Annotated in this window: 13 protein-coding genes and 1 tRNA gene; 8 read left to right on the top strand and 6 right to left on the bottom strand. The window is 63.5% G+C overall.

Translation table 11 applies throughout. The features are described 5' to 3' along the window. Positions 1–67 precede the first annotated feature (67 nt). Positions 68–2,677 carry a bifunctional aconitate hydratase 2/2-methylisocitrate dehydratase gene (acnB, locus tag E2H86_RS13240; protein ID WP_133328912.1) on the bottom strand — a complete coding sequence of 870 codons (2,610 nt, stop codon included), beginning with the start codon at positions 2,675–2,677 and terminating at the stop codon, positions 68–70. A gap of 407 nt (positions 2,678–3,084) precedes the next feature. Here acnB and E2H86_RS13235 point away from each other — a divergent pair, with 407 nt between their 5' ends. Continuing rightward, positions 3,085–3,552, top strand: coding sequence for a DUF1289 domain-containing protein (locus E2H86_RS13235; RefSeq protein ID WP_133328458.1), 468 nt, complete (start codon positions 3,085–3,087; stop codon positions 3,550–3,552). 66 nt (positions 3,553–3,618) lie between these two features. Here E2H86_RS13235 and queD read toward each other — a convergent pair whose 3' ends face one another. Next, a complete protein-coding gene (queD, locus tag E2H86_RS13230) occupies positions 3,619–3,975 on the bottom strand; it encodes a 6-carboxytetrahydropterin synthase QueD (protein WP_133328456.1) in 357 nt (118 codons plus the stop codon). Between the two features lie 224 nt (positions 3,976–4,199). Here queD and E2H86_RS13225 point away from each other — a divergent pair, with 224 nt between their 5' ends. From E2H86_RS13225 to E2H86_RS13205, 5 genes are all read left to right on the top strand, one after another. Continuing rightward, complete coding sequence (locus tag E2H86_RS13225; protein ID WP_133328454.1) at positions 4,200–4,508, top strand: PepSY domain-containing protein; 309 nt, start codon at positions 4,200–4,202, stop codon at positions 4,506–4,508. Then, entirely contained in the window at positions 4,508–4,822 is a 315-nt protein-coding gene (locus E2H86_RS13220; protein ID WP_133328451.1) for a PepSY domain-containing protein, read from the top strand. The genes E2H86_RS13225 and E2H86_RS13220 overlap by 1 nt, the downstream gene beginning before the upstream one ends. A gap of 2 nt (positions 4,823–4,824) precedes the next feature. Beyond that, on the top strand, positions 4,825–5,493 hold the full coding sequence (locus E2H86_RS13215; protein WP_133328449.1) for a response regulator transcription factor: 669 nt from the start codon (positions 4,825–4,827) through the stop codon (positions 5,491–5,493). Beyond that, complete coding sequence (locus tag E2H86_RS13210; RefSeq protein WP_133328447.1) at positions 5,490–6,809, top strand: sensor histidine kinase; 1,320 nt, start codon at positions 5,490–5,492, stop codon at positions 6,807–6,809. Before E2H86_RS13215 ends, E2H86_RS13210 begins: the two co-directional genes overlap by 4 nt. 229 nt (positions 6,810–7,038) lie before the next feature. Beyond that, a complete protein-coding gene (locus tag E2H86_RS13205) occupies positions 7,039–8,184 on the top strand; it encodes an HPP family protein (protein WP_133328445.1) in 1,146 nt (381 codons plus the stop codon). Here the strand turns inward: E2H86_RS13205 and E2H86_RS13200 are convergent. Next, complete coding sequence (locus E2H86_RS13200) at positions 8,158–9,024, bottom strand: LysR family transcriptional regulator (protein ID WP_133328443.1); 867 nt, start codon at positions 9,022–9,024, stop codon at positions 8,158–8,160. The two genes, E2H86_RS13205 and E2H86_RS13200, sit on opposite strands and share 27 nt — an antisense overlap. A 179-nt stretch (positions 9,025–9,203) precedes the next feature. Here E2H86_RS13200 and E2H86_RS13195 point away from each other — a divergent pair, with 179 nt between their 5' ends. After that, positions 9,204–11,093, top strand: a complete 1,890-nt coding sequence (locus E2H86_RS13195; RefSeq protein WP_133328441.1) for a propionyl-CoA synthetase — start codon at positions 9,204–9,206, stop codon at positions 11,091–11,093. Between the two features lie 82 nt (positions 11,094–11,175). Here the strand turns inward: E2H86_RS13195 and zapE are convergent, their stop codons facing one another. Next, positions 11,176–12,261 carry a cell division protein ZapE gene (zapE, locus tag E2H86_RS13190; RefSeq protein ID WP_133328439.1) on the bottom strand — a complete coding sequence of 362 codons (1,086 nt, stop codon included), beginning with the start codon at positions 12,259–12,261 and terminating at the stop codon, positions 11,176–11,178. Between the two features lie 105 nt (positions 12,262–12,366). Beyond that, a complete protein-coding gene (locus tag E2H86_RS13185) occupies positions 12,367–12,609 on the bottom strand; it encodes a DUF465 domain-containing protein (protein ID WP_133328437.1) in 243 nt (80 codons plus the stop codon). 260 nt (positions 12,610–12,869) lie between these two features. Between E2H86_RS13185 and E2H86_RS13180 the strand changes: the two genes are divergently transcribed. Next, positions 12,870–12,944, top strand: a tRNA-Gln gene (locus E2H86_RS13180). A 139-nt stretch (positions 12,945–13,083) separates the two neighbouring features. Here the strand turns inward: E2H86_RS13180 and E2H86_RS13175 are convergent. Then, the gene (locus tag E2H86_RS13175; RefSeq protein ID WP_133328910.1) at positions 13,084–15,465 is read right to left on the bottom strand and encodes a hybrid sensor histidine kinase/response regulator; all 2,382 of its coding nucleotides are present in this window, start codon (positions 15,463–15,465) and stop codon (positions 13,084–13,086) included. Positions 15,466–15,470: the final 5 nt, after the last annotated feature.

The following is a 15,470-nucleotide window of genomic DNA, read 5'->3' as shown; positions in this document are numbered from 1 at the left end:
ACAGACTAAAACAAAAAAAAGCCCCGGCATCGCTGCCGGGGCTTTCTTTTACAAGCTACAACTCAACTTACGCCTGAACCACCGGGATCTTGGCGTTGGCCGCCGCTTCACGGAACTCGGCGATCTGGTCGAAGCTCAGGTAGCGGTAGACGTCGGCAGCCATGCTGTCGATGTCCTTGGCGTACTGCATGTACTCTTCGACGGTCGGCAGCTTGCCGATGATCGAAGCGACAGCGGCCAGTTCGGCCGAGGCCAGGTAGACGTTGGTCGCGTCGCCCAGACGGTTCGGGAAGTTACGGGTCGAAGTGGAGACCACGGTCGAACCGGTCTGCACACGCGCCTGGTTACCCATGCACAGCGAGCAGCCTGGCATTTCCATGCGTGCACCGGCCTTGCCGTAGATGCCGTAGTAGCCTTCTTCGGTCAGTTGGTGGGCGTCCATCTTGGTCGGCGGAGCCAGCCACAGACGGGTCGGGATACCCCCTTTGACCTTGTCCAGCAGCTTGCCGGCAGCGCGGAAGTGACCGATGTTGGTCATGCACGAACCGATGAACACTTCATCGATCTTCTCACCCTGTACCGAGGACAGCAGGCGGGCGTCGTCCGGGTCGTTCGGCGCGCAGAGCACAGGCTCCTTGACGTCGGCCAGGTCGATTTCGATGATCTCGGCGTACTCGGCGTCCGGGTCGGCCGACAGCAGCTCAGGCTTGGCCAGCCAGGCTTCCATGGCCTGGGCGCGGCGCTCCAGGGTACGGGCATCGCCGTAGCCTTCACCGATCATCCAGCGCAGCAGGGTGATGTTGGACTGCAGGTACTCGGCGATGGCCTTCTCTGGCAGCTTGATGGTGCAACCGGCAGCGGAACGCTCGGCCGAGGCGTCGGACAGCTCGAACGCTTGCTCGACGGTCAGGTCGTTGAGGCCTTCGATCTCCAGGATGCGGCCGGAGAAGGCGTTCTTCTTGCCTTTCTTCTCGACGGTCAGCAGACCTTGCTGAATCGCGTAGTAAGGGATGGCATGGACCAGGTCACGCAGGGTGATGCCCGGTTGCAGCTTGCCCTTGAAACGAACCAGGATCGACTCCGGCATGTCCAGCGGCATGACGCCGGTGGCTGCGGCGAAGGCGACCAGGCCGGAACCGGCCGGGAACGAGATGCCGATCGGGAAACGGGTGTGCGAGTCGCCACCGGTACCGACGGTGTCAGGCATCAGCATGCGGTTCAGCCAGCTGTGGATGATGCCATCGCCTGGGCGCAGCGACACGCCGCCACGGGTGCGGATGAAGTCTGGCAGGGTGTGGTGGGTGGTGACGTCGATCGGCTTCGGATAGGCCGCGGTGTGGCAGAACGACTGCATGACCAGGTCGGCGGAGAAGCCCAGGCACGCCAGGTCTTTCAGCTCGTCGCGGGTCATCGGGCCAGTGGTGTCCTGGGAGCCGACGGTGGTCATCTTCGGTTCGCAGTAGGCACCTGGGCGCACGCCCTGGCCTTCTGGCAGACCGCAGGCGCGACCGACCATCTTCTGTGCCAGGGTGAAGCCCTTGCCGGAGTCGGCAGGTTGCTCTGGCTTCTTGAACAGGTCCGATGGGCCCTGGCCGAGTTCGGCACGGGCTTTTTCGGTCAGGCCACGGCCGACGATCAGCGGAATACGGCCGCCAGCGCGGACTTCGTCCAGCAGGACTTCGGTCTTCAGCTCGAAGTTGGTGACCAGCTCGTCGCTACCGTGACGGCGCACTTCACCTTTGTAGGGGTAGACGTCGATGACATCGCCCATGGCCAGGTTGGTGCAGTCGAATTCGATCGGCAGGGCACCGGCGTCTTCCATGGTGTTGTAGAAGATCGGGGCGATCTTGGTGCCGAAGCAGAAGCCGCCGGCGCGCTTGTTCGGTACGTATGGGATGTCGTCGCCGAAGAACCACAGCACCGAGTTGGTGGCGGATTTACGCGAGGAACCGGTACCGACCACGTCACCGACGTAGGCGACTGGGAAGCCTTTGGCCTTGACCGCTTCGATCTGGGCCAGCGGGCCGACCGAGCCAGGCTGCTGTGGCTCGATGCCGTCACGGGCCATTTTCAGCATGGCCAGGGCGTGCAGCGGGATGTCAGGGCGCGACCAGGCGTCCGGAGCGGGCGACAGGTCGTCGGTGTTGGTTTCGCCAGGCACCTTGAACACGGTCAGGGTGTATTTCTCGGCGATGGCCGGACGCGAGGTGAACCACTCGCCGGCAGCCCAGGAATCCAGTACGGCCTTGGCGTGGACGTTGCCAGCCTTGGCTTTTTCGGCCACATCGTGGAAGGCGTCGAACATCAGCAGGGTGTGCTTGAGCTGTTCGGCCGCGACGGCGCCCAGTTCGGCGTCATCCAGCAGCGCGACCAGCGTCTCGATGTTGTAGCCGCCCTGCATGGTGCCCAGCAGTTCGGTGGCGTGCTTGCGATCGATCAGTGGGGAGGTGGCTTCGCCCTTGGCCACGGCGGAGAGGAAAGCGGCCTTGACGTAGGCGGCTTCGTCGACTCCTGGCGGAACGCGGTTGGTGATCAGGTCTACGAGGAAGGTTTCTTCGCCAGCTGGCGGGTTCTTCAGCAGCTCGACCAGGCCTGCAGTTTGTTCGGCGTTCAGCGGCTGGGGCACGATACCCAGAGCGGCACGCTCTTCGATGTGTTTGCGGTAGGCTTCAAGCACAGTTATTACCCTCATCAGTGGTCCCAAATAGGGTGTCCGGGACGCTCATCCAGCATTCAATGCACCCATGCGCGGGTCACGGCTTCTTGGGCCGCCCAGCCAGGGTCGCAGAGAATCCTTACAGAAGCTGCTTTCAAAGTTTTACGCCTGCAGAACGGGAGCTGATGAGGGCTGGCACGGGCATGCGAGGGGTGCATGGCCCGGGCCAACGCCGTTCTACCGGATGAACTGTGCTCGTGACGCTTTGAAAACAGCTTCCAACGGACATGGTTGCCTCGAAAAGGCCGGATGATTCTACGGCAAAAAATGTCCGAAGGTAAGGCGGCGATCGCGACTTTAACGGGTGACCCTGGTTAGACAAAGGGCTAACATGGGCTTGTGTTCTACCGCCAAGCCGTTGTTTTCCAATGTCCAACCAGTCAATCAAGACCCCTTGCGTCGGCCTCTGCTCGACGGTGTACGGCGACACGGTGTGCCGTGGCTGCAAGCGTTTCCACCATGAGGTGATCCAGTGGAACGGTTATGACGACGAGCAGAAACGCGCGGTCTGGCTGCGTCTGGAGCAACTGCTGGTGCAGGTGATGATGGCCAAGCTGGAAGTGTTCGACAAACACCTGCTGCGTCAGCAATTGCAGCAGCGCTCGATCCGTTTCGTCGAGCAGCAATCGGAGTATTGCTGGGCCTATCAGTTGATCGCCCGGGGGGCGCGGATGATCCGCGACCTCGAAGCCTATGGCATGGCCTTGCTCCCCGAATTCCGCGATTGGGAGCTGCCGCAGCTGCGCGATGCCATCGACCGCGAGTTCTTCCTGCTTTCCGAAGCGCACTACGAGCGCTACATCGCCCCCGCATTCCTGCGCGCCACGATGGAGTGACGCTTTTTCCGACGCCAGTGCCGATCAAGCGCCATTCCCAGGCCGGTGAAGGCCTGGGGCGGTGGATCAGTCGCCGGAATATTCGCAGCCGCTGGTGCAGGTTTCATGGATCCGTACTTTGCTCAGCTCAGGCAGCAGCGGCTTGACCTGATCCCAGATCCACTTGGCGATCACTTCGCTGGTAGGGTTTTCCAGGCCAGGGATGTCGTTCAGGTAGTTGTGATCCAGTTGCTCGTAGATCGGCTTGAACACCGCCTTGATTTCGGCGAAGTCGCGGATCCAACCGGTATGCGGATCGAGCGGGCCGGTCAGGTGCAGGCCGACCTTGAACGAATGACCGTGCAGGCGGCCGCATTTGTGGCCGGCAGGGACATGGGGCAGGCGGTGGGCCGATTCGAAAGTGAATTCCTTGAAGATTTCCACGCTGTCATAACTCTGTGTGAATCGATGAATGCGCGCAGTCTACCAGCATGGCCGCTGCATGGCTTGCCGGCGTTGAGGCAGCCGCCCGATGGTGTCTGCCCGCCATGCGCGCCACGGCGCAAAGCTGCGCTATCATGCCGCCAGCGCTTTTCAGGTTGAATTAAGGACCGCTGGGTAATCTTAACCCCGTAGACAACTTGAACATCTCCCAAGGAGAAACACCGATGAAGACTTTGACTGCCCTGTTCACCGCCGCCGCTCTTGCCCTGGGTGCCAACGCCGCCTTCGCCAAAGATGTGCAGCCAGACGAAGTGGTAAAGCTGGTCAATGCCAATACCATCAAATCTCTGGACGAGCTCAAGGCCATTGCCGTGGCCAAGCACCCGGGCTCGACCGTCACCGATTCGGAGCTGGAAAACGAGTACGGTCGCTACATCTACAAGGTCGAACTGCGTGACGCGCAGAACGTCGAATGGGATGTGGATATGGATGCCAAGACTGGCGAAGTCCTCAAGGACGAACGAGACAGCTGATGATCCACTTCGCTCGGCCAGCGCGATACCTGGCGCTTTCGCTGCTGGCCGTCTGTTCTCTGGCGATGGCCCGCGATCTGGATCAGGACGAGGCGCTGAAGCTGCGCCAGCAAGGCATCATCCTGCCGCTGGAGCAGCTGCTGGAAACAGCCCTGGGGCGTCACCCCGGGGCACGCCTGCTGGAGGCCGAGCTGGAAGAGGACGACGACCGCTACGAGTACGAAGTCGAGCTGCTGACCCCGCAGGGGGTCGTGCGTGAAATCAAGCTCGATGCCAGTACCGGTACTTTGCTCAAAGACGAGGAAGACGACTGAACATGCGCCTGTTGCTTGTCGAGGACAATGTGCCGCTGGCCGATGAACTGACCGTCAGCCTGCAGCGCCAGGGTTATGCGGTGGATTGGCTGGCCGATGGCCGCGATGCGGTATTCCAGGGCCAGAGCGAGCCTTACGACCTGATCATCCTCGACCTCGGCCTGCCGGGGTTGCCGGGTTTGCAGGTGCTGGCCCAGTGGCGTGCCGGCGGTATGGCAACCCCGGTACTGATCCTCACTGCACGCGGCTCGTGGTCCGAGCGTATCGAGGGGCTCAAGGCGGGGGCGGACGACTATCTGAGCAAGCCGTTCCACCCCGAGGAGCTGCAGCTGCGTATCCAGGCCTTGCTGCGCCGTGCGCGCGGCCTGGCCAACCAGCCGACCTTGGAGGCTGCCGGTCTGCAGCTGGATGAAAGCCGCCAGTGCGTGTTGCGCGATGGCGTCGATATCCAGCTGACCGCCGCCGAGTTCCGTCTGTTGCGCTATTTCATGCTGCACCCGCAGCAGATCCTCTCCAAGAGTCACCTGGCCGAGCACCTGTACGACGGTGAAACCGAGCGCGACTCCAATGTCCTGGAAGTGCACGTTAACCACCTGCGCCGCAAGCTCGGCCGCAGCGTGATCGAAACGCGCCGCGGACAGGGTTACATCTACGCAGGGAGCGCTGGGTGAAGTCGATCCAGGCTCGCCTGAGCCTGGGCCTCGTCGCCGTGTTGTTGGTGGTGGGCGTGGGGCTCGCGCAGCTCACCCTGTGGCTGTTCGAGGCCGGTTTGCAGCGCTATCTGGAAAACGGCCTGCGCAAGGAGTCGGAGAATCTGCTGGTCGCCCTGGTGAATGGGCCCAATGGCTTGCAGTTGGACGAGCGACGCATCTCCGCAGCCTACCAACGGCCATTCTCCGGCTATTACTTCCGCATCGACTTCGACAAGGGCACCTGGCGATCCCGCTCGCTGTGGGACCTGGACATGCCAAAACCGGCGGCGCCCGGGCTTTCCGACAGCCATGAACTGGGTCCGGAAGGGCAGCAGTTGCTCGCCCTGCGCGCGGACTATCGGCGCCTGGGGCAGGACATATCCATCAGCGTGGCGCAGGACTACTCGCCGGTGCGCGAGGGTTTTCGGCGTCTGCAGCAGATCGGCCTGGGCATGGGCCTCGTGGCGCTGTTGCTGATCCTGGTGCTGCAGCGCATCACCGTCACCCGCTCGCTGCGTCCGCTGGAGCGTGCACGTCAGCAGATCGCCCAACTGCAGCAGGGCCAGCGTTCGCAACTCGACGCCCAAGTACCCATCGAACTGGCGCCGCTGGTCGACCAGATCAACCACCTGCTCAGTCATACCGAGGACAGCCTGCGCCGTTCGCGCAACGCCTTGGGCAACCTCGGCCATGCCCTGAAAACGCCGATGGCGGTGTTGCTCAGCCTGGCTTCCAGCGAGCGCCTGAAGGACCTGCCCGAGGTGCGCGCGCAGATGCGTGATCAGCTGGCGCAGATCGAACAGCGCCTGGCCCGGGAGTTGAACCGGGCGCGCCTGGCCGGCGATGCCTTGCCCGGCGCGCAGTTCGACTGCGATGTCGAGCTGCCGGGTTTGCTCGCCACCCTGGGGATGATCCATGGCGAAGGCCTGCTGATCGCTCGCGACGTCACGCCTGGTCTGCTCCTGCCCTGGGATCGCGAAGACCTGTTGGAGCTGCTCGGCAACCTGCTGGACAACGCCTGCAAGTGGGCCGACAGCGAGGTGCGCCTGGGCATCGCGCCGAGCGCCGATGGCTTCCAGGTGTGGGTCGACGACGATGGTCCGGGCATTCCGGCTGGGCAGCGCGAGCAGGTGCTGGAGCGAGGTTCGCGCCTGGATGAGCAGGTCGATGGGCATGGCCTTGGCCTGGGAATCGTGCGCGACATCGTCGAGGCCTGGGGTGGGCGTCTGGCCTTGCTGGAGAGCCCCATGGGCGGTTTGCGGGTGAGTATCGACTTGCCGCGCAAGAGTCGCTGACCTGCATAGGCGCCGAATACAGGCATAAAAAAAATTGCACTAAAGCGGCATTTTTTTGCATTAGTCACTACCGTACGCGCCCGGCACAATGACTTGGCGGAACCCTTCAGGTTTCCATCACCTCCACGGACGGAGCCTCTTGTGTCATTGCCACGGCAATGCAAGGCCCAGGCCGGCTCGGCTGGGCTTTCTTTTTAGAACAGAAAAACGACGTAGTACGAATATTCCAATGCCTGCCTCGCGTTTCGAAAGTCGTCTGCAGCGATTGTTGCCGGCGCCCCTCACGATCACCCCTAAACAATGGATACGTGCCGGTATCGGCGCATCGCTTGGGCTGTTCCTGGCCGGCTGGTTGACCAGCCTGGCTTACGGGCCCGCTATCGCTCTACACCTGCTGGGCCCGCTGGCGGCTTCGGCGGTGCTGGTGTTTGCCGTGCACTCCGGACCGCTGGCCCAGCCGTGGCCAGTACTCGGCAGCTATGGAATGGCCTGTCTGGTTGGGCTGGCCATGCGCGCGGGCTTCGGCCCAGGATTGTGGGTCGCCGCCGCAGCGCTGGGCGTCGCCATCCTGGTGATGTGCCTGTTGCGGTGCCTGCACCCGCCGGGGGGAGCCGTTGCGGTCGGAGCGGTGCTGGCCGATCCGGGGCTCACCGCGCTGGGCGATCACCTGGTCGAACCGGTGCTGCTCAACGCGTTCATCCTGGTCGCCGTGGCGGTGGTCTACAACCGGCTTACCGGCGTGCGTTATCCCAAGGGCGCCGCGCCGCGCAAGGATCTGCACCATACCCGCGATCCTTTGCCCAGCGAACGGGTGGGTGTCACCGCCGCTGACCTGGACTTTGCCCTCGAGGAGATCGGTGAGTTCGTCGATGTCACTCGCGACGAACTGGAGCGCATTATCCTGGCCACCGAGCAACATGCCCTGCAGCGCAGTCTGGGCGGTATCACGGCAGCCTCGGTAATGTCTCGCGACGTGCAGTTCGCCTCGCCCGACACCACCTTGGAACAGGCCTGGAAAATGCTCGACAGCCACCACCTGAAAACCCTGCCGGTGCTGCAGCAGGGCCAACTGGTCGGCATGGTCAGCCTCAGCGACCTGGTCGGGCCGGCCATGCGCCGGCGCCGCGGGCTGTTGCGGCGCAGTAAGGTGCGCATGGCCGAGGTGATGACCCGGCACGTGATCAGTGTCAGCAGTCAGCATCCGCTGGAGCGCCTGCTGCCGCTGCTGGGCGAGCAGGGGCTGCATTGCCTGCCGGTGCTCGACGGCGATCAGCTGGTGGGGGTGATCACCCAGACCGATCTGATCGCCGGACTCAAGCGCCAGCTGCTCCGTGTTGCCGAGCCAGCATCAGATCAACGGATCCCATCGCTGTGACCAGTCGCTGGTGCCAGCCGATACCAGTCGGCGCAGCACCGCGATTGCCTGCTGCAAGGCTTCGCTATCGCGCTCGCGCGGATAGACCAGGAACGTCGGATAGGTGAACTCCGGGGCCTGTGGCACCCGCTCGAACAGGCCGCTGTCCAGGTAGGCCTGGACCACTCGCGTGCGGAAGTAACCGCTGCCGCCCTGGTCGAGAATGAACTGCAGGGCCAGGGGGCCGAGGTTGAAGCTCAGTGCCGGGCGCGCGCACTCCGGCAGGGCGGCGTCGTGCTGACGGCGGAAGGCTTCGCCCCAGTCGATGTAGATATAGGGTTCGGGGCGGTCGACCCGGCGCACGCGGATCAGCTTCTCTTCCATCAACTGCTCCACCTGCAGGCCGGGGCCGTAGGTCGGCTGATAGACCAGCACAGCGTCGAGCAGGCCCATTTCCACCTTGCGCAACAACGACTCGCCATCGCTGACCTCGCTGCGGATGGCATGGCTGGGCAAGGCCTGGTGCAGGGCGCTGACCCAGTCGAGCATCATCGGATTGCCAAGGCTGACCTCACCCCCGATGTGCAGCAGTTGTTGGCAACCGGTAGGCAGCGGCAGATCGCGCCGGGCGGCCTCCCAGGTCTGCACCAGCTGGTTGGCATAGCTGACGAAGGCCTCGCCATCGCTGGTCAGGCTGGCACCGCTGCGGCTGCGCACGAACAGCTGGCAGCCCAGTTGTCGCTCCAGGCGCTGGACCCGCGCGGAGATCGCCGTCTGCGACACGAACAGGCGCTCGGCGGCGGCGACCAGGCTGCCGCAGCGCACGATTTCCAGAAAGGTTCGAGCCTGATCGATGTCCATGAGCTGCTCTGTGGCTGGGAGGGGCGGCTATTCTAGAACCTTTGCACTGTTATGGGGCATTTCGGCGCCCATGCAAATCTGCAGGTCGGTTGTGACTTTAGTCCCATGGCGGCGCTGGCGCTGGGGTCCATACTCAGGTTTCGCCCTTCAATAACAACAAGTACCGGGTTTTCGTCACCATGACCTATCAGCACAGCTACGCCCAATCCATCGCCGACCCTGCTGCCTTCTGGGCCGAACAAGCCGCCCGACTGGCCTGGTACCGCGCGCCCAGCCAGACCCTGCAAGCCAATCCCGACGGCACCCATCGTTGGTTCGCCGACGGCACCTTGAACAGTTGCTACCTGGCTCTGGACCATCAGATCGAACAGGGTCGCGGCGATCAGCTGGCGTTGGTCTACGACTCCCCTGTGACCGCCACGCAACGCACCTTCACCTACCGACAATTGCACGACGAGGTGGCGCGCCTGGCCGGACTGCTGCGCAAGCTAGGGGTAAGCAAGGGCGATGGGGTGATCATCTACATGCCGATGGTGCCCGAGGCGGCCATGGCCATGCTCGCCTGCGCGCGGATCGGCGCTGTGCATTCGGTGGTGTTCGGCGGCTTTGCCGCCAACGAGCTGGCGTTGCGCATCGACGATGCCCGCCCGACCCTGTTGCTCACCGCCTCCTGCGGGTTGGAGTTCGACCGGGTGATCGAATACAAGCCGTTGGTCGACCGCGCCGTGCAACTGGCCCGTCACCAACCGCGTCATGTGTTGGTGCTGCAGCGGCCGCAGGTTGCCGCGACATTGCAGCCCGGTCGCGACCTGGACTGGCAGCAATCGCTGGCTGGCGTCGAGCCGGTGGAGCCGGTGGCGCTCGAGGCGGGCGATCCGCTGTATATCATGTACACCTCCGGCACCACCGGCAAACCCAAGGGCATCGTGCGTGAGAACGGCGGTAATGCGGTGGCGCTGCGCTACGCCATGCAGCACATCTATGGCATGCAGGCCGGCGATGTGTGGTGGGGCATTTCCGACGTAGGCTGGGTGGTCGGCCACTCGTTGATCGTCTATGGGCCGTTGATGAGCGGCTGCACCACGGTGTTCTACGAAGGCAAACCGATCCGCACGCCGGATGCGGGGGCCTATTGGCGGGTGGTCGAGCAGTACCGGGTCAATGCCCTGTTCTGTGCGCCAACCGCCATGCGCGCGATCCGCAAGGAAGACCCCGACGGCGAATTGCTGCAGCGCCACGACCTGAGCTCGTTGCGCCAATTGTTCCTGGCCGGCGAGAAGCTCGATTCCAGCACGCACGCGTGGCTGGAGCAGGTGAGTGGCAAGCCGGTGCACGACCACTGGTGGCAGACCGAAACCGGCTGGCCAGTGACCGCGCCCTGCGTAGGCCTGGCCGGCAGCGAGGCGCGTCCGGGGTCGAGCAATCGTGCGGTACCGGGTTATCACGTGCAGGTGCTGGACGACGAGGGTCATCTGCTCGGGCCCAATCACCAAGGTTCGATCGTGATCGCGCTGCCATTGCCACCGGGCTGCAGCCAGACCTTGTGGGGCGATCATGAGCGCTACCTGCAGGCCTATCTGCAGACCTATCCGGGGTACTACCACACCGGCGATGGGGGCTACCTGGACGATGAAGGTTTCGTCTACATCATGGGACGCACCGATGACGTGATCAACGTGTCCGGGCATCGCTTGTCGACCGGTGAAATGGAAGACCTGGTGGCATGTCATCCGGCAGTGGCCGAGTGCGCGGTGATCGGTGTGCACGACGACATCAAGGGGCAGGTGCCGCTGGCCCTGGTGGTGCTCAAAGACGGCGAGGGGATTGCCGAATCGCAGTTGCGGGTGGAGTTGGTGGGCAGAGTACGCGAGGCAATCGGCGCGCTGGCCTGCTTCAATCGGGTCCGCGTGGTCAAGCGGCTGCCCAAGACGCGCTCGGGCAAGATCCTGCGCGCGGTGTTGCGCAAGATCGCCGACGGGCAGGCCTACACGCCGCCGTCGACTCTGGATGACCCAGCGGTACTGGGGGAAACCGAGGCGGTGCTGGCGGACTTGCCCAGGGTGGGGTGATTCGTATACCTCGCTGTTCCTTTCGCGGGTGAACCCGCTCCCACAGGAATCTCGCTGTATCTGTGGGAGCGAAGAGGCCGGATCAGGCGACGGGGCTTGCCGGCCCCACCTGAGGCAACTGCCCCAACCGGCTGCGCGTGCGCATCAGGTCGGCAATCGCGCCCCCCAGGCTTTCTTCCAACGGACGCCGGCCGATCACGGTCAACTGACGGTCCTGGTCGTAGAGCACGTCCACCAGGTTGACGAAGCGTTGCTGCGCCGCCAACGAACACTCGGAAAGATCGTCCAAGCCATCGATGATCCATTGGTCGTACTGCCCGGCCAGCGCCAGGTAGTCGATCACCGCTGTAGGCTGCTCGCACAGGTCTGCGAAGGCGAACATCACCCGTCGGCCCTCGCACGCCAGGGCCCGCAGGCCGCGCTGGTTGATTTCGAGGATGACCGGCTGTGGGTTTGGCACCTGCAGCGCCTGGCGCTGCGCGGCGTCGCCCGGCCATGCATAGTGACCTTGGGTGAAGCGCTGATGCGCGCGGTTGGCCGGCAGGCTGCGAAAGTCGGTGTCACCGCCAACTTCCAGCACCTGCATGCGATCGTTGATCAGGCGGATCACCGGTAGGAAGCGCTCGTGGTACAGCGGATTGGGCAGCAGTCCCTCGGGCGCGTAGTTGGAGGTGACCAAGAGGAAGATGCCGCGGGCGAACAAGGCGTTGAACAGGCGCGTCAGCAGCATGGCATCGCCGATGTCGTGCACATGGAATTCGTCGAAGCACAGCACCTGGCAATCGCCCAGCAGTTCGTCCAACGTGGTGGCCAAGGCATCGTCCAGGGCGCGGTGGCGGTGCATACCCAGGTGCAGGCGGGCGAAGAAATCATGGAAGTGCAGGCGGCGCTTGGCCTGGACCGGTACGGCCTGGAAGAAACCATCGAGCAACCAGCTCTTGCCCCGGCCCACGGCGCCATACAGGTACAGGCTGCGCGGCTGACCGTCGCCCAGGTGAGCCAGTTGTTCGGCCATGCAGTCGATCACCGTACGTTGGCCATCGCTGAGCTGGTAGCCGCGCTCAGTGGCCTTGGCCTCGAACCAGGCCAGCAGTTCACTGTGCGTGGATGAATGGGAGCGCGAGCGCTGGACCCGCTTGCGCAACGGGTTGGGAATCCAGGCGGACAAGACGTAGCCTCCTCGGGCGATGGCAGGGCAGCGCGCAGCTTGCCCGAGGATGCGCGTTTTGACCAATAGAAAAAATGCCCGGCGATGATCGCCAGAACAGATAGGTCAGGCCTTGCGCTCGAGTTGACGCTCGATCATGAACTTGATCGCGAGGCGGCGCTCTTTGAGGTGGCGCAAGTCCTCATCCACGAAATTGCCTGCGGAGATGGCTTCGGCTGCCAGCACCTGATTGTCGATATCCACGTATTCGTCCAACAGTCGGTCCAGGGTCGGATCATTCTGGCGACGTTGCTGGACGATCTCGCGAGGGTAGTGCAAATCTTGGTAAAGGTCGTGAGAGACAGGCATGGGGTTCCTCCTTGCATGCACAGGCTTATCTGATTGGAATGGGCGAACGCGATTGAGTTGAAGCATTACCGGGGAAAAACGACAGGTGGTTGCCCCCGATAGAGGTACAGACCACTAACTCGCTGTTTTATTGAATCTTTTTTTGCATCGGGGCTTCACAGATCGAATTAATGTTGTTAAAGTGCCGCGCATTCCACGACAGCAACCACACGCTGTCAGTCATGTGGAATTGTCAGAGCAGCTTTCGCTGCATCCGATACAGGGGCGTCGCCAAGCGGTAAGGCAGCAGGTTTTGATCCTGCCATGCGTTGGTTCGAATCCAGCCGCCCCTGCCATTTTCTCTCTTCTGAATTTTTCTTCTCAGTGCAGGCATGCGCTGGGATTGGTCGTTTCCGTCATTTTTTCAGGTAATGGGCAGCAGAAATGCCCGTGGGCGCAGGGGTTCCGCGCCCACGGGCATCTGCCGTGAAAGGGCTAATGGACGCGCAACAGCTCGTTCAGCACCCGGGCCAACTCCTGGGCCTGCACCGGCTTCTGGATGACCACGCTGTCCGGCAGTTCCAGGCCCTGCAACTCCGCATATCCGGTCAGGAATGCCACCGGCAGGCGCGGGTAGCGCAGGCGGGCCGCCATGGCCAGTTGCGCGCCGTTGAATTCAGGCATGGCGAAGTCGGTCAGCAGCAGGTCGATGCCATCGTCCAACAGCGCCAACGCTTGCTCGCCGCTGTGGGCCTGGCGGACTTCATAACCGAACTGGCGCAGTACGTCACCGAGCATGTCCCGCACCAGATGGTCATCGTCCACCAGCAGCACGGTGCGGTCGGTGCCGCTGTCGGCCAGCGACTGCATGGCGACCGGGGTCGGCGCTTCGCAGGCCGTCGGCTGCTTGACGGCCGGTAGATACACCGCCACCAGGGTTCCGCGCCCTGGCGCGGTATCGATGCGCACGCCGCCGCCCGATTGCTTGGCGAAACCGAACACCTGCGCCAGTCCAAGGCCGGAACCCTTGCCGATGTCCTTGGTGGTGAAGAAGGGTTCGAATACTTTCGCGACCACTTCTTCGCTCATGCCACAACCGGTGTCACGGATGCTCAGCATCACGTAGTCGCCCGGCTCTGGATCCTCCGGGCGCTGAGGGGGCGCGTCGATGCGGGTGTTGTGTGTCGAGAGGGTGAGTTGGCCGCCATCGGGCATGGCATCGCGGGCGTTGATCGCCAGGTTGAGAATGATCATCTCGGTCTGGGTCGGGTCGGTCAGGGCCTGCCAGAGGTTGGGGTCCAGATCCAGGCGTACCGAGATGTTGCCGCCCAGGGTGCGGCTGAGCAGTTCCTCGAGACCTGCCAAGGTGCGGTTGAGGTGCAACGGCACCGGCTCCAGGCGTTGGCGGCGGGAGAAGGACAGCAGCTGTGAGGTGAGCTTGGCGCCACGCTCGCCGGCTTCGCGGATATGCGTCAGGCGGCTACGCGCCTTGTCGACATCGCCGCGGGTCAGATCGCGTTCGAGAAAACTGGCACCGGTGAGGATCACTGTCAGCAGGTTGTTGAAGTCGTGGGCCACGCCAGCGGTGAGCTGGCCGACAGCTTCCAGACGTTGCATCTGTTGCAGTGCGGCTTCGATACGCTCGCGTTCGGTGATCTGCTCGCGCAGGCGGCTGTTGGCCTCGGCCAAGTCCAGGGCGTTTTCTCGCTCGCTGGTGATGTCGCGGGCGACCACATAGAGCAGGGTATCTTCCGGTACCACCGCCCACGACAGCCAGCGCAGTTGGCCGCTGGCATGCTTGATGCGGCCGACGAAGCGGGCGCTGGTGCGGCCATGGGTGAGGGCGGCGAGCTCGGTGAGCAGCGCTTCCTGGTCGGCGTCCGGCAGCAATTGCAGCAGTGATGCTTGGCTCAGCCGTTCACGGGAGAAACCCAGGCTGGCTTCCCAAGCCGGGTTCAGGGCGACCGGGGTGAGGTCCTTGTTAAGCACGGCCAGCAAGTCCTGGGACAGTTCCCAGGCACGATCGCGCTCGCGGGTACGGCGCTCGACCCGCTCGCCAAGCATCTCGTTGAGCTGTTTGAGCGCCTGGGTGGCCATGCGCTGGGCGTGGATGTCCTGCAGCACGCCGGAAAAGCGCACGCATTGGTCATCGACGAACTGGCATTGACCGCTGCTCAGCAGCCAATGGGGCTCACGGCCCTGGGGCTGGATGCGAAACTCCACCGAGTAGCGGCCATCGCTGTCTGGGCGCATGGCCTGGTGCACGGCTTCGCGCACCCGCTCTCGGTCTTCGTCGTAAATCCCGTCATAAAACACGTCCAGGCTCATTTCGGTGTCCACCGGCAGACCGAACAGGGTCTTGCAGCGGTCGTCCCAGAGCAGCAGGCCCTCTTGCGGTCGCAGGTCCCAGGTGCCCATACCGGCGGCATCGATGGCGATGCGGGCGCGCGCCTCGACGTCGGCCAGGGCCTCCTCGGCGCGACGCCGGCGCTGGCGTTCCTGGACCTCGGTCAGGGCCCGGCGCACGGCCTTGGGCAGCAGGGGCAGGTTCTTCTTGAGCAGGTAATCGGTGGCACCCAGGCGGATCATCTCCACCGCGTGCTCTTCGCCATAGATGCCCGAGAGGAAGATGAACGGCACATCCGGCGCCATGCGTTGGGCGATGGCCAGCACCTCGGTGCCGGAAGACCCCGGCAGCACGCAATCGCAGAGGATCAGGTCGAAGCTGGCCTCACGCAGGGCATGCTCGACGCCGATGTGGTCGAACACCAGTTGCGACTGCAACTGCAGGCCGCTGCGCTCCAGGCGCATGAGGGTCAACTCGGCATCCAGCGAGCTATCCTCGACCATCAGCAGTTTTAGCGGGTTTGGCAGCATCTTCG

This window comes from Pseudomonas putida (genome assembly GCF_004357765.1).
GTDB classification, from domain to species: Bacteria; Pseudomonadota; Gammaproteobacteria; order Pseudomonadales; family Pseudomonadaceae; genus Aquipseudomonas; species Aquipseudomonas putida_U.
Note: the sequence above shows the minus strand (reverse complement) of the source record. Positions and strands in the feature narration are given on the sequence as shown.